General features: G+C 62.4%; 18 protein-coding genes and 1 tRNA gene. 18 read left to right on the forward strand and 1 reads right to left on the reverse strand.

The genetic code is table 11. The features are described 5' to 3' along the window. The first annotated feature begins 46 nt into the window (after positions 1-46). Complete coding sequence (locus tag H3V53_RS19805) at positions 47-1,597, forward strand: 2-isopropylmalate synthase (protein ID WP_336599408.1); 1,551 nt, start codon at positions 47-49, stop codon at positions 1,595-1,597. Between the two features lie 146 nt (positions 1,598-1,743). Here the strand turns inward: H3V53_RS19805 and H3V53_RS19810 are convergent, their stop codons facing one another. After that, positions 1,744-2,316 carry a hypothetical protein gene (locus tag H3V53_RS19810; protein WP_336599409.1) on the reverse strand — a complete coding sequence of 191 codons (573 nt, stop codon included), beginning with the start codon at positions 2,314-2,316 and terminating at the stop codon, positions 1,744-1,746. A 252-nt stretch (positions 2,317-2,568) separates the two neighbouring features. On the opposite strand from H3V53_RS19810, the gene H3V53_RS19815 reads away from it, so the two are divergent. From H3V53_RS19815 to H3V53_RS19895, 17 genes are all read left to right on the forward strand, one after another. Continuing rightward, positions 2,569-3,819, forward strand: coding sequence for a branched-chain amino acid ABC transporter substrate-binding protein (locus tag H3V53_RS19815; protein ID WP_336599439.1), 1,251 nt, complete (start codon positions 2,569-2,571; stop codon positions 3,817-3,819). Between the two features lie 180 nt (positions 3,820-3,999). Beyond that, the gene (gene rpsO, locus H3V53_RS19820; protein ID WP_012401401.1) at positions 4,000-4,269 is read left to right on the forward strand and encodes a 30S ribosomal protein S15; all 270 of its coding nucleotides are present in this window, start codon (positions 4,000-4,002) and stop codon (positions 4,267-4,269) included. Between the two features lie 324 nt (positions 4,270-4,593). Next, positions 4,594-6,732 carry a polyribonucleotide nucleotidyltransferase gene (gene pnp / locus H3V53_RS19825; RefSeq protein WP_336599410.1) on the forward strand — a complete coding sequence of 713 codons (2,139 nt, stop codon included), beginning with the start codon at positions 4,594-4,596 and terminating at the stop codon, positions 6,730-6,732. A gap of 127 nt (positions 6,733-6,859) precedes the next feature. After that, positions 6,860-7,876, forward strand: a complete 1,017-nt coding sequence (locus tag H3V53_RS19830) for an NAD(P)H-quinone oxidoreductase (RefSeq protein WP_336599411.1) — start codon at positions 6,860-6,862, stop codon at positions 7,874-7,876. 155 nt (positions 7,877-8,031) lie between these two features. Further along, complete coding sequence (gene tpiA, locus H3V53_RS19835) at positions 8,032-8,811, forward strand: triose-phosphate isomerase (RefSeq protein ID WP_336599412.1); 780 nt, start codon at positions 8,032-8,034, stop codon at positions 8,809-8,811. 86 nt (positions 8,812-8,897) lie between these two features. Further along, on the forward strand, positions 8,898-9,287 hold the full coding sequence (secG, locus tag H3V53_RS19840) for a preprotein translocase subunit SecG (RefSeq protein ID WP_336599413.1): 390 nt from the start codon (positions 8,898-8,900) through the stop codon (positions 9,285-9,287). A 112-nt stretch (positions 9,288-9,399) separates the two neighbouring features. Then, positions 9,400-9,484: transfer RNA gene (locus H3V53_RS19845), tRNA-Leu, on the forward strand. Positions 9,485-9,656: 172 nt separating this feature from the next. Beyond that, positions 9,657-10,016, forward strand: coding sequence for an NADH-quinone oxidoreductase subunit A (locus H3V53_RS19850; RefSeq protein WP_007588164.1), 360 nt, complete (start codon positions 9,657-9,659; stop codon positions 10,014-10,016). A 62-nt stretch (positions 10,017-10,078) separates the two neighbouring features. Further along, positions 10,079-10,558: a NuoB/complex I 20 kDa subunit family protein gene (locus H3V53_RS19855; protein ID WP_006052903.1), complete on the forward strand. Its 480-nt coding sequence runs from the start codon at positions 10,079-10,081 to the stop codon at positions 10,556-10,558. Positions 10,559-10,578: 20 nt separating this feature from the next. Continuing rightward, positions 10,579-11,181: an NADH-quinone oxidoreductase subunit C gene (locus H3V53_RS19860; protein ID WP_054919858.1), complete on the forward strand. Its 603-nt coding sequence runs from the start codon at positions 10,579-10,581 to the stop codon at positions 11,179-11,181. Between the two features lie 9 nt (positions 11,182-11,190). Further along, complete coding sequence (locus H3V53_RS19865; RefSeq protein WP_336599414.1) at positions 11,191-12,444, forward strand: NADH-quinone oxidoreductase subunit D; 1,254 nt, start codon at positions 11,191-11,193, stop codon at positions 12,442-12,444. A 159-nt stretch (positions 12,445-12,603) separates the two neighbouring features. Continuing rightward, a complete protein-coding gene (nuoE, locus tag H3V53_RS19870; protein WP_054919861.1) occupies positions 12,604-13,089 on the forward strand; it encodes an NADH-quinone oxidoreductase subunit NuoE in 486 nt (161 codons plus the stop codon). Further along, a complete protein-coding gene (nuoF, locus tag H3V53_RS19875) occupies positions 13,086-14,414 on the forward strand; it encodes an NADH-quinone oxidoreductase subunit NuoF (protein ID WP_054919863.1) in 1,329 nt (442 codons plus the stop codon). The genes nuoE and nuoF overlap by 4 nt, the downstream gene beginning before the upstream one ends. 107 nt (positions 14,415-14,521) lie before the next feature. Further along, entirely contained in the window at positions 14,522-16,855 is a 2,334-nt protein-coding gene (nuoG, locus tag H3V53_RS19880) for an NADH-quinone oxidoreductase subunit NuoG (protein ID WP_336599415.1), read from the forward strand. Further along, positions 16,856-17,920: an NADH-quinone oxidoreductase subunit NuoH gene (gene nuoH / locus H3V53_RS19885; protein WP_336599416.1), complete on the forward strand. Its 1,065-nt coding sequence runs from the start codon at positions 16,856-16,858 to the stop codon at positions 17,918-17,920. 15 nt (positions 17,921-17,935) lie between these two features. Next, on the forward strand, positions 17,936-18,424 hold the full coding sequence (gene nuoI / locus H3V53_RS19890; RefSeq protein ID WP_054919866.1) for an NADH-quinone oxidoreductase subunit NuoI: 489 nt from the start codon (positions 17,936-17,938) through the stop codon (positions 18,422-18,424). A gap of 147 nt (positions 18,425-18,571) precedes the next feature. Next, on the forward strand, positions 18,572-19,240 hold the full coding sequence (locus H3V53_RS19895; RefSeq protein ID WP_054919868.1) for an NADH-quinone oxidoreductase subunit J: 669 nt from the start codon (positions 18,572-18,574) through the stop codon (positions 19,238-19,240). Positions 19,241-19,244 lie beyond the last annotated feature (4 nt).

The following is a 19,244-nucleotide window of genomic DNA, read 5'->3' on the forward strand; positions in this document are numbered from 1 at the left end:
TTCCGTTTTCCAATTCAAACTGACCGAATCCCCCTGGAGACCCGAGATGGCAGACAAGCTCATCATTTTCGACACGACGTTGCGTGACGGCGAACAATCGCCCGGTGCGTCGATGACGAAGGAAGAAAAAATCCGCATCGCCAAGCAGCTCGAGCGAATGAAAGTCGACGTGATCGAAGCAGGCTTCGCGGCCAGCTCGAATGGCGACTTCGATGCGATCCACACGATCGCCGGCATGATCAAGGAAAGCACGATCTGCTCGCTCGCACGCGCGAACGACAAGGACATCCAGCGTGCCGCCGATGCCTTGAAGCCCGCCGACCACTTCCGCATCCACACGTTCATCGCCACCTCGCCGCTGCATATGGAGAAGAAGCTGCGCATGACGCCGGAGCAGGTGTTCGAGCAGGCGAAGCTCGCCGTGCGTTTCGCGCGCAAGTTCACGAACGACGTCGAGTTCTCGCCGGAAGATGGCAGCCGCTCGGACATGGACTTCCTGTGCCGCGTGCTCGAAGCCGTGATTGCGGAAGGCGCGACGACCATCAACATCGCCGATACCGTCGGCTATGGCGTGCCGGAACTGTACGGCAACCTCGTGAAGACGCTGCGCGAGCGCATCCCGAACTCGGACAAGGCGGTGTTCTCGGTGCACTGCCATAACGACCTCGGCATGGCCGTCGCGAATTCGCTGGCGGGCGTGCAGATCGGCGGTGCGCGTCAGGTGGAATGCACGATCAACGGTCTCGGCGAGCGCGCGGGCAACACATCGCTCGAAGAAATCGTGATGGCCGTGCGCACGCGCAAGGATTACTTCGGCCTTGATCTGGGCATCGATACGACGCAGATCGTGCCCGCTTCGAAGCTCGTGTCGCAGATCACCGGTTTCGTCGTGCAGCCGAACAAGGCGGTGGTCGGCGCGAACGCGTTCGCGCACGCGTCGGGCATCCACCAGGACGGCGTGCTGAAAGCGCGCGACACCTACGAAATCATGCGCGCCGAAGATGTGGGCTGGACGGCGAACAAGATCGTGCTCGGCAAGCTCTCCGGCCGCAACGCATTCAAGCAGCGTCTGCAGGAACTGGGCATCACGCTCGACAGCGAAAGCGAACTGAATCTTGCGTTCCAGCGTTTCAAGGAACTCGCTGACCGCAAGGCCGAAATCTTCGACGAGGACATCATCGCGATCGTCACGGAAGAATCGATCGAAGCGCAGGAGAAAGAGCACTACAAGTTCGTGTCGCTGTCGCAGCACTCGGAAACGGGCGAGCGGCCGCACGCGCGCATCGTGTTCTCGGTCGAGGGCAAGGAAGTGATCGGCGAGGCGAACGGCAACGGTCCCGTCGACGCGACGCTCAACGCCATCGAAACCGAAGTGGGCAGCGGCTCGGAACTGCTGCTTTACTCGGTGAACGCGATCACGACGGGCACGCAGGCGCAGGGCGAAGTGACCGTCCGTCTGTCGAAGGCGGGGCGCATCGTCAATGGCGTGGGCACCGATCCGGATATCGTCGCGGCTTCGGCGAAGGCGTATATCTCGGCGCTGAACCGTCTGTATGCCGGTCACGACAAGCTCAATCCGCAGCGCGCGGACATCTGATGCGCGCTTGCGGCACCGTGGGGCGCCCATGAAAAAACCCCCGCATGGCGGTCCGCTGCGGCGGGGTTTTTTACTGGCGTCGCGCGATGAAAAAAGCCGCCTTCGAAGGCGGCTTTTGCACCCGGCGCAGCGCCGCGGATCGCGGCTCAGAACAGACTGCGCCGGTCGGGATCATGCAGCGGATCGGGCGTCTTTTGCGTCAGCCGCAAGATGCCCTGGTCGTCGAAATAAAAGCTGTACATCATGTACCAGACGTTGTCTTCCAGGTAGCGATAGGTCCAGACTTCGCGCTTCATCAGCGGGAAATAATTGGTTTCGACGGGACGCCCGAAGTTGACCAGCACGTCGTCGCGGGTCCATTTACCGATCTCCGCGCGATAGAACTCGTTCGGCTGGAGCACCTGGCGCACGTTCACGATCTTGCCGGAGGCGTCGATGTCGGCGGCCGTGGTGAACTCGCCCATCGGCTGCGTCGGCCACATCAGGCGCCTGCCGCCGTTCGGCAGATCGTAGACTTCGCGCGGCGGACCGAGGCGCGCGACGATGGTCGACTGATCCGCGCCCGCCTGATAGTTCTGCCAGGGCTGCGCGCATCCGCCGAGCAGCAGTGCGCAGGCGAACGCAGCCAGCGTGCCGCGCGCCGCGCGCGAGCCTGCTTTCGCTCCAGCCTTCGCCTGTCCGGCACGAGCCGCGCGCGCGGATGGAAGTCGGTTGAACATGACACCTCCGTGGTGTTCGATAGGTGGGTTGTTATTGTCCTGACCGCTATTTTGACACGCGTCGATCCAAAAGATTGTCGGGCGTTTCGCGCGACGGCACGGGCTTTCGCTCGCGGCTTGCCGGTTCGTCGCTTGCCTCGCGGGCGGGCGTCGTCCTATGATCCGCGCTTCGGTCGACAAAGAGACGCACGAATGAAAGCAAAGCGGGCGAAGGCGGTACTGAAGACGGTAGTGAAGGCGATCGCGACAGCGATGACGCTGGCGGCAGCAGGCATTCCCGCAGCGGCTGCGTTCGCGCAAGGCGCGCCATCGGGAGCGCCGATCCGCATCGCGATGATCGAAGGCATGTCCGGTCCATTTGCGAACGCGGGCGCGGCCGTCGAGCGGAATCTGCGCTTCGGCGTCGAAACGGTGAACGCGCGCGGCGGCGTGAAGCTCGCGGACGGCGCGCATCCGCTCGAGCTGGTCGTGCTCGACAGCAAGGGCAGCGCGGAAGAAGCGCTCGTGCAGCTGCGCGCCGCCGCCGACGGGCATATCGGCTTCATCGCGCAAGGCAACAGCTCGGCCGTCGCGGCGGCGCTTCTGGCCGCGATCGAGCGACAGAACACGCGCGAGCCGGACAATCGCGAGCTGTTCCTCAACTATTCCGCCGATGATCCCGCGCTCACCAACGCGAACTGCAGCTTCTGGCACTTCCGGTTCGACGCGCACGCGGGCATGCGGATGGACGCACTCGCCGACGTGATCCAGCGCGACAGGTCGGTGAAGAAGGTTTATCTGCTGAATCAGGACTACAGCTTCGGACACGACGTGAGCACGCTGGCGCGTGCGGCGCTCGCGTCGAAGCGGCCGGATGTCGCCGTGGTCGGCGACGAGTTTCATCCCATCGGACGTGTAAAGGATTTCGCGCCGTACATCGCGAAGATCCGCGCGAGCGGCGCCGATGCCGTGATCACGGGCAACTGGGGCAACGACCTGACGCTGCTCGTGAAGGCCGCGCGTGAGCAGGGCCTCGATACGAAGTTCTACACGTTCTATGGCAACAGCCTCGGGGCGCCGGCGGCGCTCGGCGACGCGGGCGTCAGGCGCGTGATCGCCGTCGCCGACTGGCATCCGAATGCGGGCGGGGCGGCGTCGGACGCGTGGTATGCGTCGTTCCGGCGGCGTTTCCCCGCCGCACAGGACGACTACCCGGTCCTGCGCATGCCGTTGATGATCGAGATGCTGGCGGCAGCGATGACGCGCTCGGGCAGCGCGCAGCCCGACAAGGTGGCGAAGGCGCTCGAAGGCATGAAATACGACGAGGGCGGCTTTCACGCCTCGTGGATGCGCGCCGACGATCATCAGTTGATCCAGCCCCTTTATGTGATGGAGATGGACAAGGCGGGCACGCCAGGCGTCCATTTCGATAACGAGGGCTCTGGCTACGGTTTCAGAACGGTGCTGGCGTTGCCGCCCGAGCGCACCGTCCCCGCCACGACCTGCCGGATGAGGCGACCCTAAGCGGACCCTGAGCGGACCCTGAGCGGACGCGCCTTGCAACGGGGCGGACGGCTGCCAGACGGCAAGCTTCGGGCAAGGTTCGCCGGGCGCCAGGGCTGTGCTACAATACGCGACTCGTTTTGTTGTAACCCACGGCACGGCCTTTCTTCCGTGACCGCCTGTGATTCAAAGGAAATCAACATGTCCGTAGCAGAAATCAAGAAATCCGACGTCGTCGCGCAATTCGCACGTGGCGCAAACGACACTGGCTCCCCCGAAGTTCAGGTCGCCCTGCTGACCACGCGCATCAACGAACTGACGGTCCACTTCAAGGCCCACACGAAGGACCACCACAGCCGCCGCGGTCTGCTGCGCATGGTGAGCCGCCGTCGCAAGCTGCTCGACTACCTGAAGGGCAAGGACGCTGATCGTTACCGCGCTTTGATCGAGAAGCTGGGTCTGCGTAAGTAATCCGGCGCATCGGACTTTCTGTCAGCAAGATGCCTGTGTCAGTTTCGCTGATACAGGCATTTTGTTTTTCAACGGTCCGCTTCATGTGAAGTTTGCCGTTGGATCGCCCGTCCGGCGTGCGGTCCGCGCCGCGGGCAAAACGAAATAAAGCCGGGCTTCAGGGTAGGGCGCTGTGTCATTCCAGCGGTTCGCGTGCAGTTGAATGCAATGAGTGCATCCACGCGATTCTCTGGAATGGCATAACACTCCTCTACCCAAAAGGCTTCGGTCCTGACGGTGCCGCGCGCGGTTCGCGCGGCATGACTAAAAGATCAAGGAGGACAAATGTCTCTGTTTAACAAGGTCGTCAAAGAGTTCAAGTGGGGCCAGCATACGGTTCGCATGGAAACGGGCGAAATCGCCCGCCAGGCGAGCGGTGCCGTGCTCGTCGACGTCGAAGACACCGTCGTGCTGGCCACTGTGGTCGGTGCGAAGACGGCGAAGCCGGGCCAGGACTTTTTCCCGCTGACCGTCGACTACATCGAAAAGACCTACTCGGCAGGCAAGATTCCGGGCGGCTTCTTTCGCCGCGAAGGCCGTCCGTCAGAAGGCGAAACGCTGATTTCGCGCCTGATCGACCGCCCGCTGCGTCCGCTGTTCCCGGAAGGCTTCTACAACGAAGTGCAGGTCGTCATCCACGTGATGTCGATCAACCCGGAAGTGCCCGCCGACATCCCCGCGCTGATCGGCGCGTCGGCTGCGCTGGCCATTTCGGGCCTGCCGTTCAACGGCCCCGTCGGTGCCGCGCGCGTCGCGTACATCAACAACGAGTACGTGCTGAACCCGACCCGTTCGCAAACCAAGGAATCGCGTCTGGACCTCGTCGTTGCCGGTACGGAGCGCGCGGTGCTGATGGTCGAGTCCGAAGCTGACCAGCTGCCGGAAGACGTGATGCTGGGCGCCGTCGTGTTCGGCCACGAGCAGATGCAAACGGCCATCGACGCGATCCACGAACTGGTTCGCGAAGGCGGCAAGCCCGAGTGGGACTGGCAGCCGGCGCCGAAGAACGAAGCGCTGATCTCGCGCGTCAACGAAATCGCCTACAACGAACTGCTGTCGGCGTATCAGACGCGTGACAAGCAGGCTCGCTCGACAAAGCTGAAGGAAGTCTACGCAGCCACGCAAGCCAAGCTCGAAGAAGAAGCAGCGGCAGCGGGCACGGTGGCGGCCGACAAGGCGTCAGTGGGCAACGTGCTGTTCGACATCGAAGCGAAGATCGTCCGTTCGCAGATCCTGAACGGCGAGCCGCGTATCGACGGCCGCGACACGCGCACCGTTCGCCCGATCGAAATCCGCACGGGCGTCCTGCCGCGCACGCACGGCTCGGCGCTGTTCACGCGCGGCGAGACGCAGGCGCTGGTGGTGGCCACGCTGGGCACGAAGGGCGATGAGCAGATCATCGACGCGCTCGAAGGCGAGTACCGCGACCGCTTCATGCTCCACTACAACATGCCCCCGTTCGCGACGGGCGAAACGGGCCGCGTCGGCTCGCCGAAGCGCCGCGAAATCGGCCACGGTCGCCTCGCCAAGCGCGCGCTGGTCGCGTGCCTGCCGAGCGCCGAAGAATTCGGCTACTCGATCCGCGTCGTGTCGGAAATCACGGAATCGAACGGTTCGTCGTCGATGGCATCGGTGTGCGGCGGCTGTCTCGCGCTGATGGACGCCGGCGTGCCGATGAAGGCGCACGTTGCGGGCATCGCGATGGGCCTGATCCTCGAAGGCAACAAGTTCGCCGTGCTGACCGACATCCTCGGCGACGAAGACCACCTCGGCGACATGGACTTCAAGGTGGCGGGCACGGAAGCTGGCGTGACGGCGCTGCAGATGGACATCAAGATCCAGGGCATCACAAAGGAAATCATGCAGGTCGCGCTCGCGCAGGCCAAGGAAGGCCGCATGCACATCCTCGGCAAGATGACCTCGGCGGTGTCGGGTGTGAACACGGAGTTGTCGGCCTACGCGCCGCGCATGATCACGATCAAGATCAATCCGGAAAAGATCCGCGACGTGATCGGCAAGGGTGGCTCTGTCATCCGCGCGCTGACGGAAGAAACGGGCACGACGATCGATATTTCCGACGACGGCGTCGTCACGATCGCGAGCACGAGCAGCGAAGGCATGGCCGAAGCGAAGAAGCGCATCGAAAACATCACGGCGGAAGTCGAAGTGGGTCAGGTCTACGAAGGCACGATTCTCAAGCTGCTGGATTTCGGCGCCATCGTGAACCTGCTGCCGGGCAAGGATGGTCTGCTGCACATTTCGGAAATCGCCAACGAGCGCATCAAGGACATCAACGATTACCTGAAGGAAGGCCAGCAAGTGAAGGTCAAGGTCATCCAGACGGACGAGAAAGGTCGTGTGCGTCTGTCGGCGAAAGCGCTGCTGAACGAAGCAGCGCAATCGGAACCGACGCCGCAGCAATAATGCGGTGAAAGCCAGACGGCCGGCAGCGTGAAAGCGCGCCGGCCGTTTTTCATGTAGGGTGGATTGCAGTGCGAACGGGTTTTCGCGACCGGCATGCAGTGCAATCCAGACCTGGGGAGAGACGACGATGAACGCAATCGAAATCACCGAATTCGGTGCGCCGGAAGTCTTGAAACTCGCCGAGCGGCCGGCGCCCGAGCCGAAGGCGGGCGAAGTGCTGATCAAGGTGTCCGCTTCGGGCGTAAACCGCCCGGACGTGTTTCAGCGCAAGGGCGGTTACGCGCCGCCGCCGGGCGCGTCGGATCTGCCGGGGCTCGAAGTGGCGGGCGAAATCGTCGGTGGAAATATCGACGAGAAGCGCAATCCGTTCGGTCTGAAGATCGGCGATCGCGTGTGTGCGCTGATGGCGGGCGGCGGCTATGCCGAATACGCCGCCGTGCCGTTGCTGCAATGCCTGCCCGTGCCGAAGGGTTTCTCCGATATCGAAGCGGCGGCGTTGCCCGAGACGTTCTTCACCGTCTGGAGCAATGTTTTTGACCGTGCGATGCTCGGCAAGGGCGAGGGCGGCGAGAACGAGACGTTTCTGGTACAGGGCGGCTCGAGCGGCATCGGCGTGACGGCGATCCAGATTGCGCATGCGCTCGGCTTTCGCGTGTTCGCGACGGCGGGCACGGATGAAAAGTGCCGCGCATGCGAGGCGCTCGGTGCGGAGCGCGCGATTAACTACAAGACGGAAGATTTCGTCGAAGTGATCAAGTCGCTGACCAACGACCGCGGCGTCGACGTGATCCTCGACATGGTCGCGGGCAGCTATGTGCCGCGCGAGCTGAAGGCGCTCGCAGACGGCGGACGGCTCGTGATCATCGCGTTGCTCGGCGGCGCGAAGGCGGAGGTGAATCTGAACGAGGTTCTTCGCCGCCGGCTGACGGTCACGGGCTCGACGCTGCGTCCGCGTCCTGTCGAGTTCAAGGCGAAAATCGCCGCGCAGCTCAAGGAGCATGTGTGGCCGCACCTCGAAGACGGCACGATCAAGCCGGTGATCTACAAGGTGTTTCCGGCCGCGCAGGCCGCGCAGGCGCACGAGCTGATGGAAAGCAGCACGCACGTCGGCAAGATCGTGCTCAATTGGGGCGCGGGTGCTTGACAGCGCTCGTTTAATTGAGTTTGACCCAGTCTGTCAGCACACAGTAAAATCGCGTGTTTTGCGCGTTCCGCATGGTTTTTGCATGCGGACCGGGTGGCGAGCGCCGACGAAGCGAAAGCGTTCACAACCCGCACCACGATAAAACGAGCGAGACGATGGCGAAACAACGAGCAAAACTGGTAGTCGGTAACTGGAAGATGCACGGTCGGCTGGCCGAAAACCGCGTGCTGCTGCAGGCAATATCGCGCGGCGCCGAAGATCTTCCAGACGATGTGCGAGTCGGCGTGTGCGTGCCGTGCCCCTATCTGGCGCAGGCGCAAACGCTGCTCGAGGGCGGCCGCGTCGCGTGGGGCGTGCAGGACATTTCCGCGCACGAGCAAGGCGCCTATACCGGCGAGGTGGCGGCCGGAATGGCCGTGGAGTTTGGTGCGTCGTACGCGATCGTCGGGCATTCGGAGCGTCGTGCGTATCATTGCGAGGGCGCCGACACAGTCGGCGTGAAGGCGCAGCGCGCGCTCGCGGCGGGTTTGACGCCGATCGTCTGCGTCGGTGAAACGCTCGAACAGCGCGATGCCGGCAATACGGAGCAGATCGTGGGCGAGCAGCTCGATGCCGTGCTCGCGAAGCTGTCTGTGGAAGAAGTGGCTCGCATCGTCGTCGCTTATGAGCCTGTGTGGGCAATCGGCACGGGCAGGAGCGCAACGGCGCAGCAGGCGCAGGACGTGCACGCGTTTTTGCGTTCGCGTCTGGCAGCAAAGGGCGGCGATGCCGCCGACGTGCCGTTGCTGTATGGCGGCAGCGTGAAGCCGGACAACGCGGAAGACCTGTTCAGCCAGCCGGATATCGACGGCGGACTGATCGGCGGCGCGTCGTTGAAGGGCAAGGATTTCCTGGCAATCTGCACTGCAGCTGTCGCGGCAACGGCCGCGCGCTGATGCATCCGGCAGGTTGCCCGGGCGAGGTGACCCATTGCGTGCAGCATGTCGTGCTGTGCGGTTAAATAAAGACTCAGGTGAGTGTGATGCTGTATTTGAAAACGTTGATCATTGTCGTGCAGTTGCTGTCGGCGCTTGGCGTCATCGGCCTCGTGCTGCTGCAACACGGCAAGGGCGCCGACATGGGCGCGGCTTTCGGTAGCGGCGCGTCGGGCAGTCTCTTCGGCGCGACGGGTTCTGCTAATTTCCTGTCACGTACCACTGCGATACTGGCGGCAGTGTTCTTCGTGACCACGTTGGCACTGACGTATCTCGGCGCTTATCATTCGAAACCTTCGGCAGGCGTGCTCGGCAATATGCCCGCATCGGCACCCGTGGCGGCCTCGGTGGCTCCCGCTGCGTCGGCACCCGCTAATGCGTCGGTCGCAGTCGCTGCATCTGCAGCTTCTGCGCCAGGCCAAGATGTGCCGAAATAAATTTTCGAAGAAAACGCGTTTGTGCGTTGAACAAACTGCGTAGCCGGGTTACAATTCAAGTCTTGAAGCGATTCGCGGGTTTTACAAGTTGTTTTCCCGGATTGCAGACAGTGCCGACGTGGTGAAATTGGTAGACACGCTATCTTGAGGGGGTAGTGGCGAAAGCTGTGCGAGTTCGAGTCTCGCCGTCGGCACCAATGTTATCTAATGCCAGCCGCTTGCTTCAGCTTCGGCTGGCATTTTCACTTCTGGGGTAGTGTTTGCTGTGGGCTTTCAACATCAAGCATCCCGAAGTGTTTCGCGTCAGGGGTTGTTCGAAATAGTTCACGTCTCCTGACGTTACTCAGAACCAACCGATTGAGGATAGCTTTGAACCTCGCAGCCTATTTCCCCGTATTGCTGTTCCTCCTCGTGGGCACCGGTTTAGGCGTAGCACTGGTCAGTATCGGCAAGATCCTCGGTCCGAATCGACCGGACACCGAAAAAAACGCACCGTACGAGTGCGGCTTCGAAGCATTCGAAGATGCGCGCATGAAGTTCGACGTGCGCTACTACCTGGTTGCCATTCTCTTCATCATTTTCGACCTTGAAACGGCATTCCTGTTTCCGTGGGGCGTTGCTCTGCGCGACATCGGCTGGCCCGGTTTCATCTCGATGATGATTTTTCTGCTCGAATTCCTGCTGGGCTTCGCCTATATCTGGAAGAAAGGTGGTCTTGACTGGGAATGACGGGTTAATCGCCGGTGTGCATGGGTGGCGATGGCTCGCCGCCCGTCTGGAGTGGAAAACAAATGAGTATCGAAGGGGTCTTGAAGGAAGGGTTTGTCACCACGACGGCTGACAAGCTGATCAACTGGACGCGTACCGGTTCTTTGTGGCCGATGACGTTTGGTCTCGCGTGTTGCGCGGTTGAGATGATGCATGCGGGCGCTGCCCGTTATGACCTCGACCGTTTCGGCGTCGTGTTTCGTCCGAGTCCGCGTCAGTCGGACGTGATGATCGTTGCCGGCACGCTGTGCAACAAGATGGCGCCTGCGCTGCGCAAGGTCTACGACCAGATGGCTGAGCCGCGCTGGGTGATCTCGATGGGTTCGTGCGCGAACGGCGGCGGTTACTACCACTATTCGTATTCAGTGGTGCGCGGCTGCGATCGCATCGTGCCCGTCGACGTGTACGTGCCGGGTTGTCCGCCCACGGCTGAAGCGCTGGTGTACGGCGTGATCCAGCTGCAGGCCAAGATTCGCCGCACCAATACCATCGCCCGTCAATAAGGCTCAAGCCTCCCCACAATATGGCAAGCAAACTCGAGACCCTCAAAGCGAACCTCGAGGCGGCCTTTGGCGGCCGCCTGGCAAGCATCACCGAGTCCATCGGTGAGTTGACCATCGTCGTGAAGGCGGGCGATTACCTCGAAGTGGCCAGGCGCCTGCGCGACGACGCAACGCTGCGCTTCGAGCAACTGATCGACCTGTGCGGCGTCGACTATCAGACATACGGTGAAGGCGCTTACGAAGGTCCGCGTTTTGCCGCCGTCCTGCATCTGCTGTCCATCTCGAACAACTGGCGTCTGCGCGTGCGCGTGTTCGCACCGGACGACGACGTGCCGCTCGTCGCATCCGTCGTCGACATCTGGAATTCGGCAAACTGGTACGAGCGCGAAGCATTCGACCTGTACGGCATCGTCTTCGAAGGTCACCCGGACCTGCGCCGCATCCTGACCGATTACGGTTTCATCGGTCACCCGTTCCGCAAGGATTTTCCTGTCTCCGGCTACGTCGAAATGCGTTACGACCCGGAAGAAAAGCGCGTCGTCTATCAGCCGGTGACGATCGAGCCTCGGGAAATCACGCCGCGCGTGATCCGCGAGGATCGCTATGGCGGCCTGAAACACTAAGAGAACGCCATGGCAGAGATCAAGAACTACACGCTCAACTTCGGCCCGCAGCACCCGGCAGCGCACGGCGTGCTGCGCCTCGTGCTCGAACTCGACGGCGAAGTGATCCAGCGCGCCGATCCGCACATCGGCCTGCTGCACCGCGCGACCGAAAAGCTCGCGGAAAACAAGACGTTCATCCAGTCGGTGCCGTACATGGACCGTCTCGACTACGTGTCGATGATGGTCAACGAGCACGGCTATGTGCTGGCCATCGAAAAGCTGCTCGGCATCGACGTGCCCATCCGCGCGAAGTACATCCGCGTGCTGTTCGACGAAGTCACGCGTGTGCTGAACCACCTGATGTGGATCGGCGCGCACGCGCTGGACGTCGGCGCAATGGCCGTGTTTCTGTATGCGTTCCGTGAGCGCGAAGATCTGATGGACGTGTATGAAGCAGTGTCCGGCGCCCGGATGCACGCTGCGTACTATCGTCCGGGCGGCGTTTATCGCGATCTGCCGGACGCGATGCCGCAGTACAAGGTTTCGAAGATTCGCAACGCGAAGGCCCTGTCGAAGATGAACGAGAACCGTCAGGGTTCGCTGCTCGACTTCATTGAAGACTTCTTCAATCGTTTCCCCGGCTGTGTCGACGAGTACGAAACGCTGCTCACCGACAACCGCATCTGGAAGCAGCGCCTCGTGGGTATCGGCGTCGTGAGTCCGGAGCGCGCCATGCAGCTCGGCCTGACGGGCGCGATGCTGCGCGGCTCGGGCATCGAGTGGGATCTGCGCAAGAAGCAGCCGTACGAGGTGTACGACCAGCTCGACTTCGACATTCCCGTTGGCGTGAACGGCGATTGCTACGACCGCTATCTGGTGCGCGTCGAGGAAATGCGTCAATCCACGCGCATTGCGAAACAGTGCATTGAATGGCTGCGCAAGAATCCTGGCCCCGTGATGACGGACAATCACAAGGTTGCGCCGCCGTCGCGCGTCGGCATGAAGTCGAACATGGAAGAGCTGATTCACCACTTCAAGCTCTTCACGGAAGGCTTCCACGTGCCGGAAGGCGAAGCGTACGCGGCTGTCGAGCACCCGAAGGGCGAGTTCGGCATTTACCTCGTGTCCGACGGCGCGAACAAGCCGTATCGCCTCAAGATTCGCGCGCCGGGCTATGCGCATCTGTCCGCGCTCGACGAAATGGCGCGCGGCCACATGATCGCCGACGCCGTGACGATCATCGGCACGCAGGACATCGTGTTCGGTGAAGTGGATCGCTAGACGATTTCCACAAGCGAAATTCATCAAGGCGCGCGCCCGCGCAGCCGATAACGCATGAGAAATGGGGCGCGCGTCAAGCATAGGAACGCCGGGTCTGTCGCAACATGCAGCGCGCGACAGGTTTTCGTTCGGTAGGAATTGAAAGAGTCGTGTCTGAAAATGATCTCAGCTGAAGGCCTGAAAGAAATCGATCGTGCGATCGCGAAGTATCCCGCCGATCAGAAACAGTCCGCCGTGATGTCGGCGCTGGCGGTCGGCCAGGAAGAGCTTGGCTGGCTGTCGCCCGAACTGATGCAGTTCGTCGCGGATTATCTCGGCATGCCGGCCGTCGCCGTGCAGGAGGTTGCGACCTTCTACACGATGTACGAGACGAAGCCCGTCGGCAAATACAAGATCACGCTCTGCACGAACCTGCCGTGCCAGCTCGGTCCCGATGGCGGTTCGGACAGCGCTGCCGAATATCTGAAGCAGAAGCTCGGAATCGACTTCGGCGAAACCACCGCGGACGGCAAGTTCACCCTCAAAGAGGGCGAATGCATGGGCTCTTGCGGTGACGCACCGGTGCTGCTCGTGAACAACCATCGTATGTGCAGCTTCATGAGCCGCGAGAAGATCGATCAGCTGCTCGAGGAACTTTCGAAATGACGTCTTTACACGATCGTCACATCAAACCGCTGATTCTCGCCGGCCTGAACGGCGACAACTGGCATCTTCAGGATTACGTCGAGCGCGGTGGCTACAAGCAGCTGCGCCGTATTCTGGAAGAAAAGATTCCCCCCGAACAGGTGATCGCCGACGTGAAGGCATCGGGTCTGCGCGGCCGCGGTGGTGCGGGCTTCCCGACCGGCCTGAAGTGGAGCTTCATGCCGCGCCAGTTTCCGGGGCAGAAATACCTCGTCTGCAACTCGGATGAAGGCGAGCCGGGCACGTTCAAGGACCGCGACATCCTGCGCTGGAATCCGCATTCGCTGATCGAAGGCATGGCCATCGGCGCGTATGCAATGGGCATCACGGTCGGCTACAACTACATTCACGGCGAAATCTTCGAGGTCTATCGACGCTTCGAAGAAGCGCTCGAAGAAGCACGCGCGGCGGGCTTCCTCGGCGACAACATCATGGGCTCGGGCTTCTCGTTCCAGCTGCATGCGCACCACGGTTACGGCGCGTACATTTGCGGCGAAGAAACGGCGCTGCTCGAGTCGCTGGAAGGCAAGAAGGGCCAGCCGCGCTTCAAGCCGCCTTTCCCGGCGAGCTTCGGCGTGTATGGCAAGCCGACCACGATCAACAACACGGAAACGTTCGCAGCCGTGCCGTTCCTGCTGGCCGTCGGGCCGCAGACTTACCTCGAAATGGGTAAGCCGAACAACGGCGGCACGAAGATCTTCTCGGTGTCGGGCGACGTCGAGCGTCCGGGCAACTACGAAGTTCCGCTCGGCACGCCGTTCGCGACGCTGCTGGACCTCGCGGGCGGCATGCGCGGCGGCAAGAAGATCAAGGCCGTGATTCCTGGCGGTTCATCGGCGCCCGTGATTCCGGGCGAACTGATGATGCAAACCGACATGGATTACGACTCGATCGCCAAGCAGGGCTCGATGCTCGGCTCGGGCGCCGTCATCGTGATGGACGAGACGCGCTGCATGGTGCGCTCGCTGTTGCGCCTGTCGTACTTCTATTACGAAGAGTCGTGCGGTCAGTGCACGCCGTGCCGCGAAGGCACGGGCTGGCTGTATCGCGTCGTGCATCGTATCGAGCACGGTCTGGGCCGCAAGGAAGACCTGGACCTGCTGAACTCGGTTGCCGAAAACATCATGGGCCGCACGATCTGCGCGCTCGGCGATGCGGCCGCGATGCCGGTGCGGGGCATGCTCAAGCACTACTGGGACGAATTCGAGTATCACGTCGCCAACAAGCGTTGCGTCGTCGGCGGTCATGCCGGCGCGACGGCGGCCTCGGAAACGGTCGCCGCATAACAAGGCCAACGCGAGCCAGGATCAAACGCGGGAGCCGCCGCTTTGCGCTGCGAAGCGGCGAGCGGGCGAACGATTGAGCGGTAACAGGTTAAGGAAGATTGACCATCATGGTTGAACTTGAAATAGACGGCAAGAAAGTAGACGTGCCCGAAGGCAGCATGATCATTCAGGCTGCGCATAAGGTCGATACGTATATTCCGCATTTCTGCTATCACAAGAAGCTGTCCATTGCGGCCAATTGCCGGATGTGTCTCGTCGACGTCGAGAAGATGCCGAAGGCCGTGCCTGCATGCGCGACGCCGGTGTCGGCGGGCATGATCGTGCGCACGAAGTCGGAGAAGGCGATCAAGGGCCAGCAGTCCGTGATGGAGTTCCTGCTGATCAACCATCCGCTCGATTGCCCGATCTGCGACCAGGGCGGCGAATGCCAGCTGCAGGATCTGGCCGTCGGCTATGGCAAGTCGGCATCGCGCTATAGCGAAGAAAAGCGCGTGGTGTTCCACAAGAACGTCGGCCCGCTGATCTCGATGGAAGAGATGTCGCGCTGCATCCATTGCACGCGCTGCGTGCGCTTCGGCGAAGAAATCGCCGGCGTAATGGAGCTTGGCATGCTGGGCCGCGGCGAGCATTCGGAAATCACCTCGTTCGTGGGCAAGACGGTGGACTCCGAGCTGTCGGGCAACATGATCGATCTGTGCCCGGTCGGCGCGCTGACGAGCAAGCCGTTCCGTTACAGTGCGCGCACGTGGGAACTGTCGCGTCGCAAGTCGGTGAGCCCCCATGATTCCGTCGGCGCGAACCTCGTCGTGCAAGTCAAGAACAACCGCGTGATGCGCGTTCTGCCGTTCGAAAACGAAGCCATCAACGAGTGCTGGATTTCGGACAAGGACCGCTTCTCGTATGAAGGCCTGAACAGCCCCGAACGTCTGACCCGGCCGATGCTCAAGCAAGGCGGCCAGTGGATCGAGACGGACTGGCAGACGGCGCTCGAATATGTCGTCAAGGGCCTGAACGGCATCAAGGCCGACCATGGCGCGGACGCAATCGCCACGCTCGGCAGCGCACACAGCACGGTCGAAGAACTGTTCTTGCTCAAGCAGATCGCGCAAGCCTTCGGTACGCCGAACGTCGATTTCCGTCTGCGTCAGACGGACTTCTCGGCGGGCGTGAGCGGCACGCCGTGGCTGGGTACGTCGATCGCCAATCTGTCGATGGTCGACAGCGCGCTGGTGATCGGCTCGTCGCTGCGCCGCGATCATCCACTGTTTGCCGCGCGTCTGCGCCAGGCGGCCAAGGCCGGCGCGGCGATCATGCTGCTGCAGGCCACGCGCGACGACGCGCTGATTCCGCAAGCCGCGCGCATCGCGGCGGCGCCGTCGGCATGGCTCGACGAGCTCGCGGGTATCGCGGCGGCCGTGTCGGAAGCGAAGGGCGTCGCGCTGCCGGAAGCGTTCGCGGGCGTGCAGGCAACGGACGCAGCAAAGCAGACGGCGGCATCGCTGGGTGCCGGCGAAGTCCGCGTTGTGCTGCTCGGTAACGGTGCCGTCCAGCATCCGGAGTTCGCGCGCATTCACGCCGCGGCACAATGGATCGCCGAAGCGACGGGCGCAACGCTGGGCTTCCTGACGGAAGCAGCGAACACGGTTGGCGGACACCTCGTCGGCGCATTGCCGGGCGAGGGCGGCCTGAACGCACGCGAAGCATTCGAGCAGCCGCGCAAGGGTTACGTGCTGCTGAACCTCGAACCTGAATTCGACACGGCCAATCCGGCACAAGCGCTTGCCGCGCTGAACCAGGCGGATATGGTCGTCGTGCTGTCGCCGTTCCAGACGGGCGCCGAATACGCCGATGTCCTGCTGCCGATCGCGCCGTTCACGGAAACGGCCGGTACGTTCGTCAACGCGGAAGGCACGGTGCAGATGTTCAACGGCGTCGTGCGTCCGCTCGGCGACACGCGTCCCGCATGGAAGGTGCTGCGCGTGCTGGGCAATCTGCTCGGCGCACAGGGTTTCGACTACGACACGGCAGAAGACGTGCGGGTTGCCGCACTGGGCGATGGGGACCTGACGCCGCGTCTGTCGAACAAGACGTCGTTTGCCGTCGCGCGCGGCAACGGCACGAAGGCAGCGAACGGCTCCTTCGAGCGCGTCGCCGATGTGCCGATCTACCACGCCGATCAACTCGTGCGCCGCGCACAATCGCTGCATCTGACGGCGGCTGCGCGCGCAGCCAACACCGTCGGCCTGCCGGCTGCGCTGTTCGACAAGCTGGGTTTGAAGGAAGGCGACGCGGTGCGCGTTCGTCAGGGCGATCGCTCGGTGCAGGTGCCGGCCGTGCGTGATGCGAATCTTGCGGAGACGGTCGTCCGCGTGTCGGCGGCTACGCCTGCCGGTGCAGCGCTGGGCAGCCTGTTCGGTGAACTGGTGGTGGAGAAGGCGTAAATGACCTTGTTCGATTCGATCAACGCCGGCGGCAGCCAGCTTCTCGGCGTCGCGTGGCCCACGGTGTGGGCGCTGGTGCGCATTCTGGTGGTGGCCGTCGCGATCCTGCTGTGCGTGGCGTATCTGATTCTGTGGGAGCGTAAGCTGATCGGCTGGATGCACGTGCGTCTCGGGCCGAACCGCGTCGGCCCCGCGGGTCTGCTGCAACCGATCGCCGACGTGCTGAAGCTGCTGCTGAAGGAAGTCATTCAGCCGACCCAGGCAAGCCGCTGGACCTACATGATCGCCCCGGTGATGGTGGTGGTCCCCGCGTTCGCGGTCTGGGCGGTGATTCCTTTCCAGGCGGGCGCCGTGCTCGGCGACATCAACGCGGGCCTGCTGTACGCGATCTCGATTTCGTCGATCGGTGTCTATGGCGTGATTCTCGCCGGCTGGGCGTCGAACTCGAAGTACGCGTTCCTTGGCGCAATGCGCGCGGCGGCGCAGATGGTGTCGTACGAAATCTCGATGGGTTTCGCGCTCGTGGTCGTGATGATGACGGCGGGCACGATGAACCTGTCGGACATCGTCGGCTCGCAGATGCGCGGTTTCTTCGCCGGCCACGGCATCACGTTCCTGTCGTGGAACTGGCTGCCGCTGCTGCCGTCGTTCGTCGTGTACTTCATTTCGGGCATCGCCGAAACGAACCGCCACCCGTTCGACGTGGTGGAAGGCGAATCGGAAATCGTCGCGGGCCACATGATCGACTACTCGGGTATGGCGTTCGCGCTGTTCTTCCTCGCCGAGTACATCAACATGATCGTGATCTCGGCGCTGGCGTCGGTCCTGTTCCTGGGCGGCTGGAGCGCACCGTTCGAGTTCCTGTCGTTCATCCCGGGCATTTTCTGGCTGCTGCTGAAAGTCTTCTTCCTGCTGTCGGTATTCATCTGGGCGCGCGCGACGTTCCCGCGCTACCGCTATGACCAGATCATGCGTCTGGGCTGGAAGGTGTTCCTGCCCGTTACTGTGATCTGGGTCGTGGTGGTCGGCTTCTGGATCATGTCGCCGTTGAATATCTGGAAATAAGGGGGCGGACGAACCATGACCGCAATCCAAAACTTCTTCAAGACCTTCTTTCTCACCGAGCTGCTCAAGGGCCTCGCGCTGACGGGACGCTACACGTTCCAGCGCAAGATCACCGTGCAGTTCCCCGAAGAGAAGACCCCGATGTCGCCGCGCTTTCGCGGCCTGCATGCACTGCGCCGCTATGAAAACGGCGAAGAGCGCTGCATCGCCTGCAAGCTGTGCGAAGCGGTGTGCCCGGCGCTCGCGATCACGATCGAGTCGGAAACGCGCGCGGACAACACGCGCCGCACGACGCGGTACGACATCGACCTGACCAAGTGCATCTTCTGCGGTTTCTGCGAAGAGAGCTGCCCCGTCGATTCGATCGTCGAGACGCACATCCTCGAATATCACGGCGAAAAGCGCGGCGACCTGTACTTCACGAAGGACATGCTGCTGGCAGTCGGCGACCGCTACGAAGCGGAAATCGCTGCGAACAAGGCGGCGGACGCGCCCTATCGTTGATAGGTTGATACAGCGCAGTTCGACGCCGCATGGTCTGCCAGGCATGAGACCGCGCGGCGCTGCCAGACCGCTCTGGCGCCGCGTCGTGCAACATGACGCGCGCCAAGGCACCAAGCCTGACGATGGCCTAACGATGAATCGGTAATCATGGACTTCACGACCGTACTGTTCTACATCTTCGCGCTACTCCTGACGGTGTCAGGGCTGAAGGTGATCACTTCGCGCAACCCGGTGTCGTCCGCGTTGTTCCTCGTGCTCGCGTTCTTCAACGCGGCCGCGATCTGGATGCTGCTGCAGGCGGAATTCCTCGCGATCCTGCTGGTGCTGGTGTATGTCGGCGCGGTGATGGTGCTGTTCCTGTTCGTCGTGATGATGCTGGACATCAATCTCGACGTGCTGCGGCGCGACTTCAGGCGTTTCGTGCCGATGGCGACCGTGGTCGGCGCGATCATCGTGGTCGAAACGGCACTGATCCTGTGGCACGGCTACGGCGCGACGGTTCAACCCGTGCGCGACACGACAGCGGCTGTCGCCGGTGCCGCCGACTGGTCGAACACGCGCCTGATCGGCAAGATCATCTACACCGACTACATTTTCGCGTTCGAAGTGGCGGGCCTCGTGCTGCTCGTCGCGATCATCGCGGCGATTGCGCTGACCGCGCGTCACGGCAAGGACAGCAAGCGCCAGCGCGTGTCGGAACAGGTCAAGGTGCGCGCGCAAGACCGCGTGCGCGTGGTCAAGATGGCCGCCGAGAAAGAACAACCGGCCGAGCCCGAAGCCATTACCGGCGACGCTGGCGCCGGCAAGAACAGCTGACGAC

It is taken from the genome of Paraburkholderia bengalensis, from assembly GCF_037126505.1.
GTDB lineage: Bacteria > Pseudomonadota > Gammaproteobacteria > Burkholderiales > Burkholderiaceae > Paraburkholderia > Paraburkholderia bengalensis.

What these genes read in the sequence shown, in the direction of transcription:
- H3V53_RS19805 (WP_336599408.1), top strand. Translation starts at nt 47, where the DNA reads ATGGCAGACAAGCTCATCATTTTCGACACGACGTTGCGTGACGGCGAA.
- H3V53_RS19810 (WP_336599409.1), bottom strand. Translation starts at nt 2,316, where the DNA reads ATGTTCAACCGACTTCCATCCGCGCGCGCGGCTCGTGCCGGACAGGCG.
- H3V53_RS19815 (WP_336599439.1), top strand. Translation starts at nt 2,569, where the DNA reads ATGACGCTGGCGGCAGCAGGCATTCCCGCAGCGGCTGCGTTCGCGCAA.
- rpsO (WP_012401401.1), top strand. Translation starts at nt 4,000, where the DNA reads ATGTCCGTAGCAGAAATCAAGAAATCCGACGTCGTCGCGCAATTCGCA.
- pnp (WP_336599410.1), top strand. Translation starts at nt 4,594, where the DNA reads ATGTCTCTGTTTAACAAGGTCGTCAAAGAGTTCAAGTGGGGCCAGCAT.
- H3V53_RS19830 (WP_336599411.1), top strand. Translation starts at nt 6,860, where the DNA reads ATGAACGCAATCGAAATCACCGAATTCGGTGCGCCGGAAGTCTTGAAA.
- tpiA (WP_336599412.1), top strand. Translation starts at nt 8,032, where the DNA reads ATGGCGAAACAACGAGCAAAACTGGTAGTCGGTAACTGGAAGATGCAC.
- secG (WP_336599413.1), top strand. Translation starts at nt 8,898, where the DNA reads ATGCTGTATTTGAAAACGTTGATCATTGTCGTGCAGTTGCTGTCGGCG.
- H3V53_RS19855 (WP_006052903.1), top strand. Translation starts at nt 10,079, where the DNA reads ATGAGTATCGAAGGGGTCTTGAAGGAAGGGTTTGTCACCACGACGGCT.
- H3V53_RS19860 (WP_054919858.1), top strand. Translation starts at nt 10,579, where the DNA reads ATGGCAAGCAAACTCGAGACCCTCAAAGCGAACCTCGAGGCGGCCTTT.
- H3V53_RS19865 (WP_336599414.1), top strand. Translation starts at nt 11,191, where the DNA reads ATGGCAGAGATCAAGAACTACACGCTCAACTTCGGCCCGCAGCACCCG.
- nuoE (WP_054919861.1), top strand. Translation starts at nt 12,604, where the DNA reads ATGATCTCAGCTGAAGGCCTGAAAGAAATCGATCGTGCGATCGCGAAG.
- nuoF (WP_054919863.1), top strand. Translation starts at nt 13,086, where the DNA reads ATGACGTCTTTACACGATCGTCACATCAAACCGCTGATTCTCGCCGGC.
- nuoG (WP_336599415.1), top strand. Translation starts at nt 14,522, where the DNA reads ATGGTTGAACTTGAAATAGACGGCAAGAAAGTAGACGTGCCCGAAGGC.
- nuoH (WP_336599416.1), top strand. Translation starts at nt 16,856, where the DNA reads ATGACCTTGTTCGATTCGATCAACGCCGGCGGCAGCCAGCTTCTCGGC.
- nuoI (WP_054919866.1), top strand. Translation starts at nt 17,936, where the DNA reads ATGACCGCAATCCAAAACTTCTTCAAGACCTTCTTTCTCACCGAGCTG.
- H3V53_RS19895 (WP_054919868.1), top strand. Translation starts at nt 18,572, where the DNA reads ATGGACTTCACGACCGTACTGTTCTACATCTTCGCGCTACTCCTGACG.